Origin of the sequence: Arthrobacter sp. PL16 (assembly GCF_035985055.1) — a bacterium.
Classification (GTDB): domain Bacteria; phylum Actinomycetota; class Actinomycetes; order Actinomycetales; family Micrococcaceae; genus Arthrobacter_D; species Arthrobacter_D cheniae.
On record NZ_JAXCIC010000001.1, the window covers coordinates 520,519 to 541,890 of the forward strand.

Sequence of the window (21,372 nt, forward strand, 5' to 3'; positions counted from 1 at the left end):
ATCAGCTGATGCGGTTGTGAAGAATACAGAAGATCTTACGAAGCGTCTCGGTGTCGATATAGACACCGAGACGCTTCGTCTTGCCCTGACACACCGGTCCTATGCCTACGAAAAGGGTGGGATACCGACCAACGAGCGCCTCGAGTTCCTCGGTGACTCCGTGCTCGGCCTGGCGGTGACGGATGCCCTGTACAGGGACAACCCTGATCTGTCCGAAGGGGAGTTGGCCAAGCGCCGTTCCGCCGTCGTGAGTACCAGGGCGCTCGCGGGCGTCGCCCGGACCCTCGACCTCGGCAGCTTCGTCCTGCTGGGCCAGGGTGAAAAGCTCACCAACGGGCGCGACAAGGCCTCGATCCTCGCGGACACCATGGAAGCCGTCATCGGCGCCACCTATCTGAGCCACGGTATCGAGACCGCGCGTGTGATGGTCATGCGCCTCATCGGGCCGCTGCTGCGCGATTCCGCCGTCCTCGGCGAGGGCACCGACTGGAAGACGCGCATCCAGGAGACTGCCGCTGCCCGGCGATTGGGCCTGATCGACTACCAGGTCGACGGCTCCGGTCCCGACCATGCGCGCAGCTTCACCGCGCGTCTCGTGATCGGGGGAGTGGATTACGGCTCCGGCAGCGGGCACTCCAAGAAGGAAGCCGAGCAGGCTGCAGCGGCGGCCTCCTGGAAGCTGCTGTCCGACGGCTCCGCGCATCTCGATCACGAGGCCCCGGCCGGGTCGCGTAGCGACGGCTCCTGAGTGCCTGAACTGCCCGAGGTGGAGGTGGTATGGCGCGGCCTGGCCCGCTGGGTCACCGGTCGAATCATCGAGGGCGTGGAGGTGATCGACCCGCGATCCCTGCGCCGTCACGTTCCCGGCGTCGAGGACTTCAGGGGCAGGGTGACCGGAGCACGGGTGACGGATGTCGTGCGACGCGGGAAATTTCTCTGGCTCACGCTCGAGGACCGCGACCACCGCGCCGACGCTCCGCAGGTGGCCCTGATGGCCCACCTCGGTATGAGCGGTCAACTGCTCATCGAGGAGGCCGACGCTCCGCGGGAGAAGCACCTGAAGGTGCGCCTGAGCCTCTCGGCCGCCAGAGGCGAGGACGGCAGCGCGCCGCTCCCTGCCGACCTGCGTTTCGTCGATCAGCGGATTTTCGGGGGGATGTTCGTCGCGGACCTGGAACCGACGGTGGATGGGCAGCCGGGTGGGACGGGTGCCAGTGCGCTGCCACTCATTCCGCACCAGGCCGCACACATAGCACGCGACCCCCTCGACCCGGCCTTCTCCGTGGAGGACTTCCACCATCGGCTGCGCGCCCGAAGGACCGGCCTCAAGCGCGCGCTCCTCGATCAGGGACTCATCTCGGGCATCGGCAACATCTACGCGGACGAGGCTCTCTGGGCGGCCCGCTTCCACTACGCCCGTCCCACCGACACCATGCGGCGCCCGGACACGCTGCGGATCGTCGAGGCGGCCACGAGCGTCATGGCGCGGGCGCTGGCCGCGGGCGGGACGAGCTTCGACTCGCTCTACGTCAACGTCAACGGCGCATCCGGCTACTTCGCACGCGACCTCGAGGCCTACGGGCGCTCGGGCCTGCCCTGCCGGCGGTGCGCTGCGGAAGGCCGGCACACGCTCCTGCGCAGGGAGTCCTTCATGAACAGATCCTCCTGTCTGTGTCCCTACTGCCAGCCCAGGCCGCGCAACGCAAGACCCTAGTCCGTGGGTCGAGCAGCGGAACAGTGCCGCTCCGTAACCCAAATGTGACAAGAGTTCGACCAACGCGTACCGTTGATCCCGCGCTCATTCCACCACGGAGGGGCGCCCTTCCTCACTCTGCCTAACCCTGTCGATGAGGACGGACCGTTCGCTACACATTTCGACAGGGGCGGGGGAACCGAAAGTGGACTCGCTTACGAGTCCTAGGGGTAAAGACGCGCGTAGACCAGCCCGGGGGCGTTGGTCTGCGAGGAACGTGTCCGGATGTCCCATCCGAACCCGACAGCTAACTTCGCCGGCATTGGGAAAGGCAGCAGCATGTCCAGGAAGAGCAATATCGCGCGCCACAGGGCAGTCCCTACGCGCATCAACCCCATCATCACAGCGTCACGCGCGGTCACCGCGAGTGCGTCGGTCGCAGGCAAGCCTGCCGCCGTCGTCGTAGCCGCTTCGGGCATCATGCTCGGTGCAGCGCTTCCCGCCAGCGCAGCAGGCGAGATCAGCGTCCAGTCCGCCGGCACCCAGCAGGCAGCGGTCACCACGTCCGCAGCCGGCACCTACACGGTCCAGGCCGGTGACACGCTGGGCAGCATCTCAGCCGCCCACGGTGTCAGCCTCGAGGCGGTCTTCGCCTCGAACGGTCTCGGGTACGGCTCGGTCATCTACCCCGGCCAGTCCATCTCGCTCGGTGGTTCGGCAGCACCCCAGCAGTACTCCACCCAGTCGGCATCCATCGCCGCAGTTCCGGCCGCTGCTGCTGCAGTGTCGGTTGCGGCTCCTGCAGCGCCGGTCGCGGCGCAGCCCGCCATCAGCTTCCAGTCCGCGTCGGTCGCACCGGCCGGTGGTATCGCCGCAACGGCAATGCAGGGTGAGGGTTCGGGCTACGTCTACGGCGGCACGGCGCGCGGCGCCTGGGACTGCTCGGGCTTCGTCCAGTGGGCCTATGCGCAGAACGGCATCAACCTTCCGCGCACCACGTGGTCGCAGTTCGCGGCGCTGCGTCCTACCAGCAACCCGCAGCCGGGTGACCTCGTGAGCCAGAACGGCGGAAGCCACGTGGGTATCTACCTCGGCAACGGCCAGATGATCAGTGCGCTCAACCCCTCGCAGGGTACGCAGGTGCACTCGGTCGGCGTCATGGCGGTCGACGGGTACTACACCCGCTAGCAGGCGGTCGCCGGCCCCGCGGAAGGTATGCGGGGGCGGTGGCGCTCGAGAGTGATAGAAGAAGGACGGGATGCCTGGCATCCCGTCCTTCTTCGTGCAGGTGGCGCCGCGCTGTTCCGTGACGAATGCGTCGGACCCTCAGCGGCGGTAGTACGTCCCGAGCCGTTCGAAGCCCTCGTCGACGGATATCGTGGGCTGCCAATCGAGTACGGCCCGGGTACGGCGCTGGTCGAACCAGTGGGCGGTGGAGAGCTGTTCGGCCAGGAACCGGGTCATCGGGGGTTCATCCGATCGCCCGAGGGCGAGCCAGGCACGCTCGATGATGGCGCCCGCGCCCCGCGCCACAGCTCCCGGTACGGACCATTCCGGAGGGGTGACGCCCCCGGCACGGCAGATTCCGGCGAGCAGTTCTGCCACAGGGCGGGGCTCCCCGTTCGTGACGACGAGGGACAGGCCCCGCGCCTGGTCCATCCTCCGCAGGCAGGCGACGATCGCCGACGCTGCGTTGTCGACGTAGGTCGTGTCGATCAGGGCGGTGCCGCCGTCGAGCAGTGGGAGGCGTTTGCTTCGCGCGCGGTCGAGGACGCGTTCCACGAGCTGGGTGTCGCCCGGGCCCCAGACGATGTGGGGCCGCACCGCGGCCACCCGGAACGAAGCCGAGCAACGATCGAGGGCCAGCAGCTCGGCTGACGCCTTCGTGCGGGCGTAGTGGCCCCGTGCGTGATCAGGATCCGCGCGGCCGGCAGGAGCGCCCACGAGCGAGGTCCCGCCGTGAGCCACGGACGGTGAGGAGACGTGGACGACGTCGGGGGCTCCGGCACGTTCTGCCGCCCGGAGCAGCCGATCCGTACCCTGGACATTGATGCGGTCGAACTCGGCGGCGTGCCCGGTGAAGGACACCTTCGCTGCGAGGTGGATCACCGCGGTGCACCCGCGGACGGCCTCCTCGACGGCGTCGTCGTCCTCTATCGATCCGAGAACGTCCTCTGCTCCGCCGACACCCGAGGGCCTTCGCTGGAAGCACCGCACCGCCTCACCTTGGCCGAGGAGGTGCTCTGCGACTGCGCGGCCGAGCATGCCGCTCGCCCCGGTGACGAGGACCGTCACAGGGATCCGGCCCGCCCACCCGAGAGGAAGCGGGCGCTCCAGGCAGCGACGCGCGCGCGGTCGATCTTCGCGTTGTGGCGGATGTCCACCGGCAGCGCCGCTACCTCGATGACGGCCGACACCTCGACGCCCCGCTGCCGGGCGACGGCGCGGGCTGCTGCGGCCAGTGGTGCGGAAGCGAGCTGCGGCCGTCGTCCTGCCGATGCGGTCTCGACGACTGCGACGACGGCCTGGGTACCCGCGGGCCCGACGCCGACGACGGCGGCGAGGCGAACGGCGTCGAGGGTTTCCAGTGCCTGCTCGAGTCCGACAGGTGTCACGATCCCGGCGGGCGACGTGACGACGTGACCCAGACGGCCCTCGACCCATAGCCTGCCATCGGCGTCGAAGTGTCCGACGTCGCCCGTGCGGTGCCAGGGACGGGTGTGGGCGGAGTCCTGCTGTGTCTTCCACAGGCGGAAGTAGCGGTCCTTCACATGGGGCGCGTCGACGAGGATCTCTCCGGTCACGCCGGGCGTCGTGGTCGGCGGCCCGACCGCCTCGCCGTCGCGGGAGTCATCGCGGGGGCCGCCGCGCAGGCCGCCGTCCGGACCGCCGTCATGATCACTGTCGGACGTGCTGTGTCCCTCGAAGGCCCCGAGCGGACTGATGGCCACCCGGGCGCCGTGGACCGGCAACCCGACGCACACGCCGTTGCCGGCGCCGTCGAGCCCGGCGTCAGCGGCTGCTGCAGCGCGCCGGATCCCATCGAGGTCGATATCGGCGACCAGGAGCGATTCCGTCATGCCGTACGGCGTGTGGAGTGCTGCGGCGGGGACCAGCTCCTGCACGGCTTCCAGGAGGGGAACCGGGATCGGTGCGCCCGCCGAGAGCATCAGCGCGATCGGCCCGAGAGCTGTCCTGCCATCGGCTGAGAGATCCGACGAGGTGGCCAGGACGTTCCGGAGGGCCGCCGGTGAGGCGAAGACGACGTTCGCGCTGATCGCTGCGGCTGCGTCGGCCAACGCCTGCGCCGTCAGCGTCCGGGGTGCGGTGACGTCCATGTCCGGTGTCACGGACGTGGCTCCCAGTGCGGGGCCGAGGAGGGCGAAGGGAGCGAAACCGGCGACGAGTGAACTGCCAGGGCCCAGACCGAGTGTCGACTCGACGGCATCCCGCATCGCGGAGAGCTGGCGGTTGGTGTACACCACGCCCTTGGCAGGGCCGGTCGAGCCGGACGTGAAGAGAATAGCGGCATCGGCATCGGCATCGGATCGTTCAGGTGTCGCGTCGGCGGGACGGGCGGCACGCAGGTCGTTCAGGGATGCGTCCACGCGCAGTGCTCGTCGCCGTACCGCGGACAGGGGAGCGGCGCTGATCCTTCGCCCGGGCCAGTCGAAGGCCCGTGCGGCGATGAGGGCGCGTTCGATGCCGATGACGACATCGGGCGCCGAACCCCTGACGGCACGGCTCAATCCACGTGTGCCGAGGCCGGCGTCGGCGACGACGATGATCGCGCCGATCCGCAGGCACGCGTAGATGAGGACCGTGAGGTCCACTCCGGGCGGGACGAGGAGGCTCACCCTGCTGCCCGGTCCGTAGCCCAGCGAGGCCAGGCCGGCGGCGACAGCGGCGACGTCGTCGTCGAGTTCCCGCCAGGACAGCACGCGTGGTGGTCCGGTGGGCTTCATCTCGGCGACGGCCGTGGTCTCGCCGTCGGGGCCGGTGGCAAGCTCGTGGATCCGCCGGCCGAGCGGCCTGTAGGGGGTAGCTTCTCCGGTCGCGGCGCCACCGGAAAGGGCGTTCTCGTCCGCGGCAGCATTCGTCGCCGTGCCACCCGTCCTGTCGTCGACGGCAGGACGGAGGCCGGGCGCGGTGTTCCCGACCGACCGGGCTTCCAGCCACTCCATTGCCGTGGACGCGGTGTCGGCGTCCTCCTGGACGAGGTGGCCCGCCCGTTCGAAGCGGTGGATATCCGCATGGGGCAACCGCTGCGCAAGATCCTCGAGGTACGGGTCGGAGAAGATGGGATCATGCGGACCCCACATCATCAGGACGGGGACGTCGATGCTGCGGATACCCTCCGCCGTTCCGGTCAGGGCGGTGTAGCTCGGGTGGGAGGGATCGGCAGGTATGTCGGAGACGAAATTCGCGATGCCCTGACGGTCCGCCACTCTGCGGTAGGGAGCCCGGAAGGCCTTGCGGACGTCACGCTCCAGCGCCGGCCGGGCAAGGGCGAGCGTTACGTCGAGGAACGCGGTGGTGGCCCGGGTACCCATATGGTGCACGCCGGGGGCCAGCGCGAGCCTGAGCGGCGCCGGGATCCGGCGGGTCGGGTCCTGATGGATGGCGGTATTGGTCAGGACGACGCCCGCGAGTCCCTGGCGATTGCGGTGGGCGTAGCCGAGGCTGATGACGCCGCCCCAGTCATGGCCGACGGTCACGAGGGGCCCACTGAGGCCGACGGCGCCGACGAAGTCCTCGAGGTCGGCGATGCGGTGCGCCAGCCGGCGGAAGACACCCGTCCTCCCGGAGTAGCCCATGTCGAGCTGGTCCACGGCGATCACGCGCCAGCCTTCCGCCAGACCGGCTGCGAGGTAGGTCCGCCAGAGGTAGGACCAGGTCGGATTCCCATGGACACAGAGGAGAGTGCCCTTCACGGCCGAGCCATCGGTGCCTACGCCGTTGTCGAGGTAATGCCAGCGGTGACGTGTTCCCGGGGCATCGGCGCCGCTGGTCGAGGGCACGTCGACGTACATCGACCACGAGGGATCGATGCCGGGGAGTGCTACCACGCAATCTCCATCATCGACGTGTTGAGGCCCGAACCCACGCCGAGGCACAGCACGCGGTCGCCCGGATTGAGCGACTGGGATTCCTGCGCCAGCGTCATCGGCAGCGATGCCGGGCCCACATTGCCCCAGTGCGGGAATGTGATGGGGACTCGCTCGCGCTCGAGATCCACCGCCTTGATGATGGCGTTGGTGTAGGAGTTGGACACCTGGTGCGTCACGTAGCGATCCATCGCGTCCCACTTCCAGCCATCCGACTGCGCCTCGTGCCACGCGGTGACCACGAGTTCCAGGCCGCCGTCGAGCAGGCCCTTCGTGTCCGTATACATACCGTCGACCCCGCCCACGCACAGTTCATGATGCTGGGTGCCCGCGCGGGACACTCCGCCGAGGATGCGGTGGGATCCGGGGTGGAGGTCTGCCGGACCGATGACGGCGGCGGCCGCGCCGGACCCGAGGGTGAGGGTCGCGAACTCGCTGAGGAAGTCCTCCCGCGTGGACTCCTCGCGGTTGAGGCGCTTGAAGGTGGCCTCCTGCGTCTTCTGGGCGTCTTCGCCGGCAACGATCAGGGCGTACTTGATCTGACCCGAGTCGATCATGTTCGCGGCGAGGGTCATCCCGTTGACGAAACCGAGGCATGCGTTCGCCAGGTCGAAATTCATGGCGGAGGAGGGAAGTCCGAGGGAGTGGTGGATCTTGACGGCGACGGACGGCTCGAGATTGCGCCGGGTCACCGAGGTGTTGATGAGCAGACCGACGTCGCTCGGCTCGATCCCGGCCTCCGCCATTGCTTTGGCGCCGGCCTCGATCGCGGCGTCGTCGAAGTCGGAGCCCGGGGACCACCATCGACGCTCCGTGACTCCTGCCACGCGCTCGAGGAGCCGCTTGGAGAGCCGGAGCCTCTTGAGACTGGGTGCCAGCCGTTCGTCGAACTCTGCGGAAGTGACGACTACCGGCGCCTCCACACTCGTGACGGCAAGCAGGGCCGTGTTGTCATGTCGAAACGTCGCGTTACCGGTCAAATTTCCTGCCTCGTCAACTGGTCAGCGCCGGTGTACGGCCGTGAGGTACCCACGAATGGATCGGCCTGGACGCCTTTGAATACTGCTGGAACTTTTGTAAGCCTACTTGTTATTGCGCGGGCGGGTCACTCGGATTAATAGGGCCCAGCAGTCTTGTCCGCCGCCCGATACCCCGCACGGTCGGTGCGTTCCAGTAGATTGGGGAAGTCCTACCCCACCTGGAGATCCTGACACTGTGCATCTGAAGAGTCTAACCGTGCGAGGGTTCAAGTCTTTCGCCTCGGCGACCACCTTCGACTTCGAGCCGGGCGTCACAGCCGTCGTCGGGCCCAACGGTTCCGGCAAGTCCAATGTGGTGGACGCGCTGGCCTGGGTGATGGGGGAGCAGGGCGCGAAGACCCTGCGCGGCGGCAGGATGGAGGACGTCATCTTCGCCGGCACGTCGGGCCGGGCTCCGCTGGGACGGGCCCAGGTTTCCCTGACCATCGACAACGCCGACGGCGCACTCCCCATCGAGTACTCCGAGGTGACCATCTCGCGGACGCTGTTCCGCGCGGGCGGCTCCGAGTACGCGATCAACGGCAAGAACTGCCGTCTCCTCGACATCCAGGAACTGCTCTCCGACTCCGGGCTCGGCCGCGAGATGCACGTCATCGTCGGCCAGGGCCAGCTCGACAAGGTGCTGCATGCCACACCCGAGGATCGACGCGGCTTCATCGAGGAGGCTGCCGGGATTCTCAAGCACCGCCGGCGCCGCGAGAAGACCGTGCGCAAGCTGGACGCCATGCAGGCGAACCTCGCGCGGCTCTCCGACCTGACCGGTGAGCTGCGACGCCAGCTGACGCCTCTGGGGAAACAGGCGGAGGTGGCAAGGCGGGCCCAGCAGGTCCAGTTCGCCGTCCGTGACGCGCGGTCCCGCCTCCTTGCGGATGAGCTGGTCCACCTCCGATCCGGCTTCGAGCGGGACGTCGCTGCCGAGGCGGCCCTCCAGGCACGCCGAGAGGAGGTGGAGCGGCAGCTCGGATCGGGACGGCAGCGGCAGGCGGCCCTCGAACAGGCTGCTGCTGCCGCCGTTCCCGCCCTTAACCGTGCCCGGGAGACCTGGTACGCCCTGTCGAGTGTGCGGGAGAAGCTCGGTGCGCTGGCCGCACGGGCGGAGGACCGCAGCCACCTGCTGGGACAGGGCGGGGTCGAATCGGATCAGACCCGGAACCCGGATCACCTCGACCGGCAGGCCGAACGCGTGCGGATCGAGGTCTCGGACCTCGAGGGGGAGGTGCAGACGCTTCGACGCGTCCTCGAGGAATCGCTCGTGGTCCGGCGTGCAGCCGAGGATGCTTCCGCCGCGGAGGATGTCCGCCTGGCTCGGCTCCTCAGGGCGGCGGCCGATCGCCGGGAGGGTGACGCCCGGCTCGCCGGGACGGTGGGCGCGGCCCGCTCGCGTGTCGAGTCCGCAGTCGCCGAGCTCGGACGGCTCCGGGCCTCCATCACTGCAGCCGAAGAACGACGGCGCGCCGCCGAGCGTGACTTCGCGGCGCTCGAAGGACAGGTCGCCGGTCACGAGGAGGGCGAGGAGGGCCTCGACGCCGAATACGAGGAGGCTTCCACCCTCCTCGCGTCCGTCACGGTCGACCTCGACGCGCTCGTCGAGCAGGAAAGGACCGCAGAGACGGAACGCGGCGCGCTCGCGGCCCGGCTCGAGGCACAGCGCGAGGGGCTTCGGCAGCGCGATGGCTCCGGCGCACTCCTGGCCGCCGGCCTCGACGGCGTGTCCAGACCGCTCGCCGAACTCCTGCAGGTGGCCCCTGGCTTCGAGAAGGCCGTCGTCGCGGCACTGTCGGGTGCGGCAGACGCCGTCGCCGTGGACAGCGTCGTTGCGGCGGTGCAGGCCCTCGAGCTCATGAAGCACGACGACGCCGGCCAGGTGTCGCTCGTCGTCGCACCCGGTTCTGCGGACATCGAACCTGCTGCCGTCAAGGTGCCCGGAGCCCCGACGGCGCCGGCTGCTGACGGCGGCATCCCCGCGATCGATCTCGTGGCCATGCCGGTCGAGCTCGATGCAGCCATCGGGAACCTGCTGCAGGGCGTCGTCGTCGTCCGGGACCTCGGGAGGGCGCGTGCCGTCGTCGAGGACGGCACCGCTGGTATCGCGGTCACGCTCGACGGAGACGTCGTCTCCCGGCACACGGCCCGGGGAGGAACTCCGGGGGCGGCCGGCTACCTCGAGCTGCGGGCGGCGGCCGAGGAGACTGCGGACAATCTCGCCCGGGTGGTGGCCGAGACCGAACGCCTGCGTTTCCGCCTGTCCTCCGCAAGGGCGGGTCGGCAGGCCGCGCAGCAGCGTGTCGACGCCGCACTCGAACGCCTCCATGACTCCGATGCCCGCATGGCGGCAGTCGCCGAGAAGCTCGGCCAGCTGAATACCGGCCTCCGCTCGGCCGCGGGCGAAGCCGAGCGCCTGACGGCCCTCGAGCGCGCCGCAGAGGCGAACCTCGCGAGGGAGGAGATCCGACTGCAGGAGGTGGCGCAGCGCCTGAAGGACCTGCAGGAGCAGCCCGTCGAAGCTGAGCCGTCGACCGAGCAGCGCGACACCCTGCAGGGTGCCGCCGTCACTGCGCGGCAGGCAGAGCTGGAGGCACGGCTGGCGCTGCGAAGCCGGGAGGAGCAGTTAACGGCACTGGCCAACCGGGCAGTATCCCTCGAACGCGCGGCACAGTCGGAGCGCTGGGCCAGGGAGCAGGCGGCGGAGAAGGCCAGGATACGGAAGGCCCAGGCGATCAGGGCTGCGGCGATTGCAGCCGCTGCCCGCCGGGCCGAGCAGCGCGCCGCCGGTTCGGTAGCAGTCGCAGTGGACCAGCGGGACGACGCCGAGCGGCTGCGCGACCAGCAGGACACCGAGCTCCAGGAGGTCCGCACGGCGAACGCGGACCTCGGCGTCGAGCTCGCCCGGCTGACGGACTCGGTCCACCGCGACGAACTCGCGCGGGCGCAGCAGAGGCTGCGGATCGAAGCGCTGGAGAACCGGTCCATCGAGGAGCTGGGTCTCACGCCGGATCACCTCGTTGAGGAGTTCGGTCCCCACCTCCCTGTTCCGGAGGATCCCGCGACGAAGGACAAGTGGGCCGCCCTGCGCACGCCGGTCGACGACGACGGCAATGCGGTCCCCGAGGGCATCCCGTTCGTGCGCGAGCAGCAGGAGCAAAGGCTGAAGCGGGCCGAACGTGATCTCGCCGCGCTGGGCCGGGTCAATCCGCTGGCCCTGGAGGAGTTCGCGGCCCTCGAGGAGCGGCACCAGTTCCTCAGCACGCAGCTCGCGGACCTGAAGGCGACGCGGAAGGACCTGCTGGAGATCATCCGCGAGGTCGACGAGCGCGTGGAGCAGGTGTTCACCGCGGCATTCCGGGATACCGCCGAGCAGTTCGAGCGCGTCTTCGCCACGCTGTTCCCCGGCGGGGAGGGCCGCCTCGTCCTGACGGACCCCACCGACATGCTCGCCACCGGGATCGAGGTGGAGGCAAGGCCGGCCGGCAAGAGGATCAAGCGGCTGTCACTGCTCTCCGGAGGCGAGCGGTCCCTTACGGCGGTGGCCCTGCTCGTCGCGATCTTCAAGGCGCGGCCATCGCCGTTCTACGTCATGGACGAGGTGGAGGCCGCACTCGACGACACGAACCTCGGTCGGCTGATCACGATCTTCGAGGAGCTCCGCGAATCGAGCCAGCTCATCATCATCACCCACCAGAAGCGCACCATGGAAGTCGCGGACGCGCTCTACGGCGTGACCATGCAGGGCGACGGCGTCTCGACCGTCGTCAGCCAGCGGCTCGCCGCGGAGGTCGGGAAGGTCCTCGACTAGCGGGCGCACCGGTGGCCCCGGGGTGACCGCGGAGTGGCCTCGGGGTGGAGGGGCGCCCTAGGACTCCGGACGCCGGGTCGTGTCGTCGCACGTGGTGGTCCGCGCGGCGGCGCGGAACTGCGGCGGAAGGGTCTCGCGGGAGCCGGACCATACGGCCGCGGCTGCTATCGCCAATGCACCCGTCACGACGAAGGCCACGTCGTAGGAGCCGACGAAGAGGCGGTCGATGATCACGCCCGCGACGATCGGGCCGATGATCGCGCCGAGGTCGGAGCTCATCTGGAAGGCGGCCAGCACCTTGCCGCCGCTCCGGCCGTTGCCGATCACGTCCGCGACGGCTGCCTGCTGCGCAGGATTCAGCAGGCCCGTGCCGATACCGCCGACCACGCAGATCGCGAGGAAGACCACGACGCTGCCGGAGAAGCCGAGCGCGGCCATCGCGGAACCGTTGACGATCAGTCCGGTGATGACGAGCGGCTTCCTGCCGATGCTGTCGGCGAGCCGCCCGGACATCGTCAGCGCGAGGGCGGTCCCCGCTGCGAAGAACGCCAGGGACATGCCCGCGATCTGCGGGCCGGCATCCAGCACCGCCGACGCGAAGAGCGGCACCAGGGCCATCCTGATGCCGAAGGAGGACCACCCGTTCGTGAAGCTGGAGACGAGGGCCGCCCGGTAGCCGGAGTCCGTGACTGCCTGACGCACCGTCAGGGGAGTCTGTTCCCTGGCGGCCTTCCGGTCGGCCAGCGACGTCCCCTTCAGCTGGGTGAAGACGACGGCGGACGCGACGACGAGGGCGCACGCGTAGACGAGGAACGGAACGCGGAGTCCCAGCCCTGCGAGCAGCCCGCCGAGGATCGGTCCGCCGATGCTGCCCAGGAGGAAGGCAGTGGCATAGGCGCCGGACACCCGCCCGCGGATCGACGGCGGTGCCAGCCGGACGATCAGGCCCATCGCGGAGACCGTGAACATGGTCGATCCGATGCCGCCGAGACCCCGGAACACCAGCAGTTGCCAGTAGTCACCCGCGAACGCACACGCCGCCGTCGAGATCGCGACGATGAGCAGCCCGCCGATATAGACGGGGCGCTCGCCGAGCCGCTCGACGAGCCAGCCGCCCGCCGGGGCGAACAGGAGCCGGGTGAGGGCGAAGGCGCTGACGATCACCGACGCGGCGGTGACACCGACGTCGAAGCTCCGGGCGAACTGGGGGAGGATCGGAGCCACCAGGCCGAACCCGATGGCAATCACGAAGGCCGCGGCGATGAGGACCCTGATCTCCCTCGGTATGCGCTGCTGCTTGGCCGCGGGTGGGGCACTGTGCCCCCTCCGCTTCATCGGGGAGAAGGTCGAGAAGGGGGAGTTCTTGCGCGCGCGCGGAGGTCGGGCCATGGTCCTCGCATTCTGTCATTGCAGCGAGCGGACGCTCAATCAGCCCCTGCGGGATACGGACCATATGAGAAGGTGGATCGGTGAACGATATCCTCCTGCCTGTCATCTTCGTCATCCTCGCGCTCGCCGTGATCGGATCAGTGGTGACCCTGCTGGTACGCGGCAGGCGCACGCCCCCGGGCCTGTACTCCTCCCCCCGCGATCCTGACGACCAGATCACCGGCGGTGCCCACGGCTCGACGTCCACGGATGTGCTCGAGCGCCCGGACGGCACCACGACCGACGTCCTCGTCCCCGACGATCTCAGCGGTCTCGAAGGTGCCCCTGCCGGGCCGAGCCTCGACACCGTCGACCCCGTCCAGGGGCGGCTCGCACGCCTGCGTGCCCGCCTCGTCCGGTCCAACAACGCGCTGGGCAAGGGCCTGCTCGCACTGCTGTCCAGGGACAGGATCGACGAGGACGTGTGGGACGAGGTCGAGGAGACCCTCCTCATGGCGGATCTCGGCACCGAGCCGACCATGGAGCTGGTCGACGCCCTGCGCGAGCGTGTGAAGGTGGCAGGCAGTCGCAGTCCCGCCGAGGTCAAGGACATGCTCCGTGAGGAGCTGGTGAAGCTGGTCGACCCGTCGATGGACCGCTCGCTAGCGACGCAGCGTCATGCCGACCGGCCGGCCATCGTGATGGTGGTGGGGGTCAACGGAGTGGGCAAGACGACCACCGTCGGCAAGCTCGCCCGCGTGCTGGTCGCCGACGACAAGGACGTCATCCTGGGAGCGGCAGACACGTTCCGCGCAGCCGCAGCCGAGCAGCTGGCCACCTGGGGCGCCCGCGTAGGCGTGCCGACGGTCAAGTCCGACGTCGACGGTGCCGACCCGGCGTCCGTCGCCTTCGAGGCGGTCAAGGCGGGCATCGACCAGGAGGTCGACGTCGTCCTGATCGACACCGCCGGTCGCCTGCAGAACAAGGTCGGGCTGATGGACGAGCTCGGCAAGGTCAAGCGCGTGATCGAGAAGCAGGGCACGGTGGACGAGGTCCTCCTGGTCCTCGACGCGACGACGGGCCAGAACGGGCTCGCCCAGGCACGCGTGTTCGCCGAGGTGGTGAACATCACCGGTATCGTGCTCACCAAACTCGACGGCACCGCCAAGGGCGGCATCGTAGTAGCCATCCAGCGCAGCCTCGGTGTGCCCGTGAAGCTGGTCGGGCTGGGCGAGGGAGCGGATGATCTTGCACCGTTCGACGCCGAGGCATTCGTCGACGCGCTGCTGAACTGAGCCGTGGCATAGACCCTGGAGCCTCCATCAGCAAGGGATCCCGGCCCTGGAAACGTGCTGGAAACATCGGCGTCACGCGGCTTTTACGTGCGTGAGACTGATGTAACCTGCGCGCAATGCGAAGCCCAAAGGACGGAAACACGACCCGCTCATTCTTGAGGTGCGGGAAGTACCCGCCCCTTTGGAAGGACCGTGTTTGATGGATCTGACAGCAGGCCACGTATGGGTGATGATCTCAGCCGCCCTCGTACTCCTCATGACCCCCGGCCTCGCCTTCTTCTATGGCGGGATGACCCGCGCCAAGGCAGCGCTGAACATGATGATGATGAGCTTCATAGCCGTCGGACTGGTGGGAGTCGTGTGGGTCCTGTGGGGCTACTCGATGACCAGCGGTGACGGCATCGCGCAACTCTTCGGCAATCCGTTCACGTCCTTCGGACTGACCAGCCTGATCGGCACCGAGGACCTGATCGGTGCCGGATACGGCGCGACGTTCGCCATCATCACGGTGGCACTCATCAGCGGCGCGATCGCCGACCGCGCCAAGTTCGGGGCCTGGGTCATCTTCGTCCCCATCTGGGTCACCGCGGTCTACTGCCCCCTCGCCTTCATGGTGTGGGGTGGAGGCCTCCTGAGCGCTGACGGCTCCGTCGGAGGTGCTGTCGGCGAGGCGATCGACTTCGCAGGCGGCACCGTGGTGCACATCAGTGCCGGCGTCGCAGCCCTCGTCCTCGCGCTGATCCTCGGCAAGCGCCAGGGATTCGGCAAGGATCCGGCGCAGCGCCCCCACAACATCCCGTTCGTGATGCTGGGAGCAGCCCTCCTCTGGTTCGGCTGGTTCGGATTCAACGGTGGTGCAGCGGGCACCGCCGAGGAAGCCGGCCTCATCTGGATCAATACGATGGCCGCTCCGGCAGCCGCCATGGTCGGCTGGCTCATGACCGAGCGCGTCCGCGACGGACGCCCCACGTCCCTCGGTGCCGCCTCGGGCATCGTCGCCGGTCTCGTGGCCATCACTCCGGCCTGCGCCAATGTCAGCCCCGTCGGTGCCGTCTGCCTGGGTCTGGTCGCCGGCGCGATCTGCGCCCTCGCCGTCGGGCTCAAGTACCGCCTCGGCTTCGATGACTCGCTCGACGTCGTCGCCGTGCACCTCGTCGCCGGCATCGTCGGGACGCTGTCGCTCGGCTTCATCGCCCTGCCCGTCGACGGCGAAGGTGGCGGTCTCTTCTACGGCGGCGGCGCCGGTCAGCTCGTCGCACAGATCGTGGCAGCCGCCATCGCGATCGCCCTGTCCGCCGTGATGACCGCCATCATCGGTCTCGCCATCCACAAGACCATCGGGTTCCGCATCAGCCCCGACAACGAGGTATCCGGAGTGGACCTGTCGGAGCATGCGGAGACGGCCTACGAGTTCGGCGGTCTCGGGGTCGGCGGATCCTTCCACCCCTTCGCCGAGCAGATGTTCACACAGCAGAAGCAGCCACAGACCACGAAGCAGAACGTCACGGAGGGCGTACATTCATGAAACTGGTGACAGCGATCGTCCGTCCCGACAAGCTCGACGGAGTTCGGGGGGCCCTCGAGAACTACGGTGTCCAGGGCCTCACGGTCAGCCAGGCGAGCGGCTACGGCCGCCAGCGCGGCCACACCGAGGTGTACCGCGGAGCCGAGTACACCGTGGACCTCCTGCAGAAGGCCCGCGTGGAGGTCCTCGTCGCGGACGCCTGGGTCAGTGACATCGTCGATGTCCTGGTGTCCACGGCCAACACCGGGCGGGCCGGAGACGGCAAGGTCTGGGTGATCCCGGTCGAGGAGGCCGTCCGCGTCCGGACGGGTGAGCGCGGGGACGCAGCACTGTAGAGAGCAGACACAGAGGGAGGGCCCCCACGCAGGTGGGGGCCCTCCCTCTGTGTCTGTCCTGTGTGTCCTGTCCGGGAGGTGTCAGGCCCGCCCGTGGGAGGACGGCCAGGCATCGGGTCCGACGGAGCCCGCCTGATACTCCTCGAGGGGCACCAGGTCCTCGGACCACGCCTTCAGGACGGGCTCCACGATGCGCCAGCAATCCTCCGCCGTGTCACCCCGGACCGAGAGGGTCGGATCCCCTGCGAGGACGCCGTCGAGCACCTCGCCGTAGGGGAGGAGATCCGTTTCGTTGAGGTCCGCACTGAGGGTCGCGCGGTCCAGCGAGAAGATGTCACCGGGTCCGTTTACGTCGAGTTCCAGTTGCAGCGTGTCAGGGCCGAACCCGATGCGGAGCCTGGTCGGTGCATCCTGGCCCGTGAAGCCGACGGGCAGGTGGCTGACCGGACGGAAGGTGATGACGGCTTCCTTCCGCTTGGCCCCCAGCGCCTTGCCCGAGCGCAGGACGAACGGGACGCCGGACCAGCGCTGGTTGTTGATGGACACCGTGATCTCCGTGAGCGTCTCCGTACCCTTGGAGGCGTCCACGCCCGGTTCCGCGACGTAGTCGGGGATCGCGCGGTCGCCGATCGTGCCCGCGGTGTACCGGGCACGACGGCTGCTGGTCGGGTCGTCGAGGTTCACCGTGCTCGCCCGCAGCACGGACCCGATGTGGTCGCGCAGGTCACGCTCGTGCAGGGTCGACGGCGCGTTGAGGGCCAGCAGCGCCATGACATGCAGCAGATGGCTCTGGATCATGTCCCGCAGCGCCCCGGCGCCGTCGTAGTAGCGCGCCCGGTTCTCCAGCGCGAGGTCCTCGTCGAAGATCACCTCGACCTTCTCGATGTGCAGGTTGTTCCAGACCGGCTCGAGGATGCGGTTGGCGAAACGGAGCCCGAGGATGTTGAAGACGGTCGCCTTGCCGAGGAAATGGTCGACACGGTGGATGTTCTGCTCCGGGACCAGCCTCGACAGCTTGTCGTTGAGGCTGTGGGCGCTCGCCTGGTCCGTGCCGAAGGGCTTCTCCATGACGAGCCGGGTGCTTCTCGGCAGCGAGCCCGGACCAAGCGCGCTGCAGGCCATCTGGCTCACGGCGGGTGGCAGCGCGAAGTAGATGGCAACGGGCCCCTCGAGGGTCCGGACGAGTTCCGCGAGGCCGTCCCTGGTCACGTCGAGCAGGTGGTAGGAGCTGTCGTCCCGCACCTGCTGAAGCGCCGCTCGCCCGGCGTCGTCGGCCTTTGCGAGGGCCGGCGCGAACGCCCCGTCGAGCCGCTCACGCCACTGTTCGTCCGTCCAGTCGTCGGAACCCGCCCCCACGAGGTGCAGGCCGTCGGCCCGCCCGAGGCGGATGAGCCGGGCGAGGCCGGGAAGAAGGAGCCGTCCGGTGAGGTCACCGGAGGCTCCGAGGATCAGCAGCGTCTGCACGCGTGTCTCGGCCTCGGCGGGGATGGAATCGTGTTCTGCGAGTGAGTGAGTATCCACGTCTTCACCTTGCCACCTATCCCTGCGGGTGTCCCGCCCTGCGGCAAAACCCGGGACGTGAGTGCGCACCGGGCGAAGGGTCGTGCCGATGGTGTAGCTCCCGGCCGATCCGCGGAGGGGCAGGCTCGCCCGCGGTCGGTCCTCCTGCAGTGCCAGTTGATACCCTAGGGAGTTGAGCCTCCCTGATCCCCGATGAAAGTAGTTCACGGCACGTGTTCAATTCACTCTCCGACCGGCTGACTGCGACCTTCAAGAACCTGCGCGGCAAGGGCCGCCTCACCGAGGCGGACATCGACGCGACGGTGCGCGAGATCAGGCGCGCCCTGCTCGACGCCGACGTCGCCGTCCCCGTCGTCCGTTCCTTCACGGCTTCCGTCAAGGAACGCGCCCTCGGACTCGAGGTGTCCCAGGCACTGAACCCGGGCCAGCAGATCGTCAAGATCGTCAACGAGGAACTCGTCGGGATCCTCGGCGGCGAGACCCGCCGCATCCGCCTCGCCAAGAACCCGCCCACGGTCATCATGCTCGCGGGCCTCCAGGGAGCGGGTAAGACCACGCTCGCGGGCAAGCTGTCCAAGTGGCTCAAGGGCCAGGGACACAGCCCCCTGCTGGTCGCCTGCGACCTGCAGCGACCGAATGCCGTACGTCAGCTCCAGGTCAACGGGGAGCGTGCGGGAGTTCCCGTCTTCGCACCTCACCCCGGTGTCAGCTCCGACTTCGAGTCAGCCACGGGTGACCCGGTCGCCGTCGCGCGTCAGGGCATCGCCGAGGCGCGGGCGCGCCTGCACGACGTCGTCATTGTCGACACCGCGGGCCGCCTCGGCGTCGACGCCGAACTGATGCAGCAGGCCGCGGATATCCGGGAGGCCATCAACCCCGACGAGGTCCTCTTCGTCATCGACGCGATGATCGGCCAGGACGCGGTCAATACGGCGCTCGCCTTCAACGAGGGCGTCAACTTCACCGGCGTCGTCCTGACCAAGCTCGACGGCGATGCCCGCGGCGGTGCCGCCCTCTCGGTCGCCTCCATCACCGGCAAGCCCGTCATGTTCGCCTCGACGGGCGAAGGGCTGGACGACTTCGAGTTGTTCCACCCCGACCGGATGGCCTCGCGCATCCTCGACATGGGCGACGTCCTGACCCTGATCGAGCAGGCGGAGAAGTCCTGGGACAAGGACGAAGCGGCCCGGATGGCGAAGAAGTTCGCCGACCAGGAGGACTTCACGCTCGACGACTTCCTGTCGCAGATGCAGCAGATCCGCAACATGGGCTCCATGAAGAAGATGCTCATGATGATGCCTGGTGCGGCCAACATGCGTGAGCAGCTGGAGAACTTCGACGAGCGCGAGATCGACCGCGTGGAGGCGATCGTCCGCTCGATGACCCCGCACGAGCGCGTCGCTCCCAAGATCATCAACGGCTCGCGGCGCGCGCGCATCGCCCGAGGCTCCGGAGTGCACGTCTCCGAGGTCAACGGCCTCCTGGAGCGCTTCACGCAGGCGCAGAAGATGATGAAGAAGATGGCGTCCGGCGGCGGGATCCCCGGGATGCCCGGCATGGCCGGCCCCGGTGGGTTCGGAAGTCCCCGCAAGGCCACGGCGGCCAAGGGGAAGAAGAAGCCCCGCTCGGGGAACCCCGCCAAGGCAGCGCTGGAGGCCCGCGAGGCGGAGGCACGCCGCGCCGCAGCCCGTACTGCTGCGCCCACCGGTGCGGCCTTCGGCGGCCAGGAGGATTTCGACCCGTCCGCCATGAATCTCCCCAAGGGCTTCGAGAAGTTCCTCGGGAAGTAGCATCCGCGGTGCTGCCCGATCGTCCGTTCCATGCGGTGCCGGGATCCTGATGGCTACCGAGCGCGTGGTGTTCGTCCACGGGAGTGGTTCCTTCGGTGCTGCCGCCTGGCCCCGGCAGCACGGATTGTCGCTCGACTTCGACTGCCTGTACGTCCGACGTCACGGATACTCGCTCTCCGAGGATCCGCTGCCGACCGACCACGCCCGTGACGGGGAGATCCTGGTGGAGGCCCTCGGAAAGGGCGGGCATCTCGTCGCGCATTCGCAGGGCGCCGTCTCGGCCCTGATGGTCGCCGTGGAGCGCCCGGACCTGGTGCGGTCGCTCACCCTGGTCGAACCTGCATGCCTGTCACTCACCGTCGACCACCCCGCGACGAGGGCGCACATCGAGCTGATGGCGCCGCTGTTCGCCGAACGGGACGAGTTGACGGACGACGAGTATCTCCGCAGGTTCGTGCGCCGTGTGTTCTCCGCGGACGCGCACCTGCCCACCACCGCGGACGCGCGGAGGGACGCCGCCCGGTTGCGACTCCAGAGTCCGCCGTGGGATGCGCCGCTGTCCATCGTGCCGGGCGTCCCCACCCTCGTGCTGACGGGCGGGTGGGAGCCGCTGTACGAGGAGGTCGCCGGATACCTCGCCGGCACGGGCGCGGTCCATCGGGTGGCGCCGGGCGCGCATCGGCCCCATGACTCGGCGGAGGGCGATGCGGTGATCCGCGCGTTCCTGCGGTCCATGAGGCAGGACGTGGCGGCGTGAGGGAACTCTCCGGCGAGGGCGGTGGGAGCCGCGGGGACGCAGGCTACCTGCACCTCACAGGCACCGTGCTGCTGTCGCCGTCGCACACGGTTCCCGATGTCTACGTGAAGGACGGCCTGTTCACCTTCCGTCGCCCGCCCGGCAGGCCGCGCCGGACGCTCGAGGGCTGGGTGCTGCCGGGGCTGGTGGACGCGCACTGCCATGTCGGCCTCGACCGGCGGGGCCGGGTGCCCGATGAGCTGGCCGAACAGCAGGCGCTGCAGGACCGGGACGCGGGAACCCTGCTCATCCGCGACGCGGGCGTGGTCAATGACACGCGTTGGGTGCAGCAGCGCGCGGACCTGCCCCGGCTCGTGCGCGCAGGGCGACACGTGGCACGGACCCGCCGTTACTTCCGCGACTACGCCGTCGAGGTGGAGCCGGACCAGCTCGCCACCGCGGTGGCCGAGCAGGCGCGATCCGGAGACGGTTGGGTCAAGATCGTCGGGGACTGGATCGACCGATCCATCGGAGACCTCGCGCCGGCCTTCCCGACCCACGCGTTGCAGGAGGCGGTCGCCGCCGCCCACGCCGAGGGCGCGCGCGTCACCGCACACTGCTTCGCCGCGGAGACGCTCGACGGGATGCTCGACGCCGGCATCGACTGCATCGAGCACGCCACCGGGATGCTGCCCCGCCACATCCCGCGCTTCGTCGAGCAGGGCGTCGCCATCGTGCCGACGCTCATCAACATCGATACCTTTCCGGATATCGCCGACGGCGCTGCCGGGAAGTACCCGGACTATGCGGCGCACATGCGTCGTTTATGGAGCGGTCGCCACGCCATGGTCCGTCAGGCCCACGACGCCGGTATCGCCGTCTACGCGGGTACCGATGCCGGCAGCGTCATTCCGCACGGGAGGCTTCCCGACGAGGTCGCGGCATTGGCCGCCGCCGGGCTCGGGGCCGCCGCCGCGGTCGATGCCGCGTGCTGGGCCGCGCGATCCTGGCTCGGCTTCCCGGGCATCGAGGAGGGAGCGAGCGCCGACGCGATCGTGTGCTCCGCCGATCCCCGCATCGACGTGACGACGCTCGCCTCCCTCCGGGCCGTCGTGCTGCGCGGAGAGGACCTCAGCCGTAACCCCGCGGAGTAACTTGAAGCTTCAAG

General features: G+C 69.0%; 15 protein-coding genes and 1 riboswitch. Of the genes, 10 read left to right on the top strand and 5 right to left on the bottom strand.

All coding sequences use genetic code 11. The features are described from left to right. Window positions 1–16 precede the first annotated feature (16 nt). The 3 genes from rnc to RCH21_RS02375 all read left to right on the top strand — a co-directional run bounded on the left by rnc (window position 17) and on the right by RCH21_RS02375 (window position 2,881). The gene (rnc, locus tag RCH21_RS02365) at window positions 17–748 is read left to right on the top strand and encodes a ribonuclease III (protein ID WP_326963041.1); all 732 of its coding nucleotides are present in this window, start codon (window positions 17–19) and stop codon (window positions 746–748) included. After that, the gene (gene mutM / locus RCH21_RS02370; protein WP_326963042.1) at window positions 749–1,714 is read left to right on the top strand and encodes a bifunctional DNA-formamidopyrimidine glycosylase/DNA-(apurinic or apyrimidinic site) lyase; all 966 of its coding nucleotides are present in this window, start codon (window positions 749–751) and stop codon (window positions 1,712–1,714) included. It abuts the gene before it with no gap. Between the two features lie 139 nt (window positions 1,715–1,853). Further along, window positions 1,854–2,030, top strand: a riboswitch (cyclic di-AMP (ydaO/yuaA leader). A 2-nt stretch (window positions 2,031–2,032) separates the two neighbouring features. Further along, window positions 2,033–2,881 (top strand): C40 family peptidase, encoded by an 849-nt coding sequence (locus RCH21_RS02375; protein ID WP_120148049.1) that lies wholly within the window; start codon window positions 2,033–2,035, stop codon window positions 2,879–2,881. 138 nt (window positions 2,882–3,019) lie between these two features. On the opposite strand, the gene RCH21_RS02380 is transcribed toward RCH21_RS02375, so the two are convergent. From RCH21_RS02380 to RCH21_RS02390, 3 genes are read right to left on the bottom strand one after another with little or no spacing between them, the layout of a single operon-like run. Then, window positions 3,020–3,988: an NAD-dependent epimerase/dehydratase family protein gene (locus tag RCH21_RS02380; protein WP_326963043.1), complete on the bottom strand. Its 969-nt coding sequence runs from the start codon at window positions 3,986–3,988 to the stop codon at window positions 3,020–3,022. Then, on the bottom strand, window positions 3,985–6,726 hold the full coding sequence (locus RCH21_RS02385) for an alpha/beta fold hydrolase (RefSeq protein ID WP_326963225.1): 2,742 nt from the start codon (window positions 6,724–6,726) through the stop codon (window positions 3,985–3,987). The genes RCH21_RS02380 and RCH21_RS02385 overlap by 4 nt, the downstream gene beginning before the upstream one ends. 29 nt (window positions 6,727–6,755) lie before the next feature. Beyond that, window positions 6,756–7,781 (bottom strand): 3-oxoacyl-ACP synthase III, encoded by a 1,026-nt coding sequence (locus RCH21_RS02390; protein WP_120147835.1) that lies wholly within the window; start codon window positions 7,779–7,781, stop codon window positions 6,756–6,758. Window positions 7,782–8,016: 235 nt separating this feature from the next. Between RCH21_RS02390 and smc the strand changes: the two genes are divergently transcribed. Then, window positions 8,017–11,634 (top strand): chromosome segregation protein SMC, encoded by a 3,618-nt coding sequence (smc, locus tag RCH21_RS02395; protein WP_326963044.1) that lies wholly within the window; start codon window positions 8,017–8,019, stop codon window positions 11,632–11,634. Between the two features lie 57 nt (window positions 11,635–11,691). On the opposite strand, the gene RCH21_RS02400 is transcribed toward smc, so the two are convergent. Beyond that, window positions 11,692–12,969, bottom strand: a complete 1,278-nt coding sequence (locus tag RCH21_RS02400) for an MFS transporter (protein ID WP_326963226.1) — start codon at window positions 12,967–12,969, stop codon at window positions 11,692–11,694. Window positions 12,970–13,103: 134 nt separating this feature from the next. Between RCH21_RS02400 and ftsY the strand changes: the two genes are divergently transcribed. From ftsY to RCH21_RS02415, 3 genes are all read left to right on the top strand, one after another. After that, window positions 13,104–14,297 carry a signal recognition particle-docking protein FtsY gene (ftsY, locus tag RCH21_RS02405; RefSeq protein WP_326963045.1) on the top strand — a complete coding sequence of 398 codons (1,194 nt, stop codon included), beginning with the start codon at window positions 13,104–13,106 and terminating at the stop codon, window positions 14,295–14,297. Window positions 14,298–14,496: 199 nt separating this feature from the next. Then, window positions 14,497–15,822, top strand: coding sequence for an ammonium transporter (locus RCH21_RS02410; RefSeq protein WP_326963046.1), 1,326 nt, complete (start codon window positions 14,497–14,499; stop codon window positions 15,820–15,822). Further along, a complete protein-coding gene (locus RCH21_RS02415) occupies window positions 15,819–16,157 on the top strand; it encodes a P-II family nitrogen regulator (protein WP_120147830.1) in 339 nt (112 codons plus the stop codon). Before RCH21_RS02410 ends, RCH21_RS02415 begins: the two co-directional genes overlap by 4 nt. Before the next feature lie 81 nt (window positions 16,158–16,238). On the opposite strand, the gene RCH21_RS02420 is transcribed toward RCH21_RS02415, so the two are convergent. Continuing rightward, window positions 16,239–17,678, bottom strand: a complete 1,440-nt coding sequence (locus RCH21_RS02420; RefSeq protein ID WP_326963047.1) for a glucose-6-phosphate dehydrogenase — start codon at window positions 17,676–17,678, stop codon at window positions 16,239–16,241. 212 nt (window positions 17,679–17,890) lie between these two features. Between RCH21_RS02420 and ffh the strand changes: the two genes are divergently transcribed. The 3 genes from ffh to RCH21_RS02435 are packed head-to-tail and all read left to right on the top strand — an operon-like array spanning window position 17,891 to window position 21,358. Beyond that, the gene (gene ffh / locus RCH21_RS02425) at window positions 17,891–19,468 is read left to right on the top strand and encodes a signal recognition particle protein (RefSeq protein WP_326963048.1); all 1,578 of its coding nucleotides are present in this window, start codon (window positions 17,891–17,893) and stop codon (window positions 19,466–19,468) included. Window positions 19,469–19,517: 49 nt separating this feature from the next. Then, on the top strand, window positions 19,518–20,225 hold the full coding sequence (locus RCH21_RS02430) for an alpha/beta fold hydrolase (protein ID WP_326963049.1): 708 nt from the start codon (window positions 19,518–19,520) through the stop codon (window positions 20,223–20,225). Then, on the top strand, window positions 20,222–21,358 hold the full coding sequence (locus RCH21_RS02435; RefSeq protein WP_442784648.1) for an amidohydrolase family protein: 1,137 nt from the start codon (window positions 20,222–20,224) through the stop codon (window positions 21,356–21,358). The genes RCH21_RS02430 and RCH21_RS02435 overlap by 4 nt, the downstream gene beginning before the upstream one ends. Window positions 21,359–21,372: the final 14 nt, after the last annotated feature.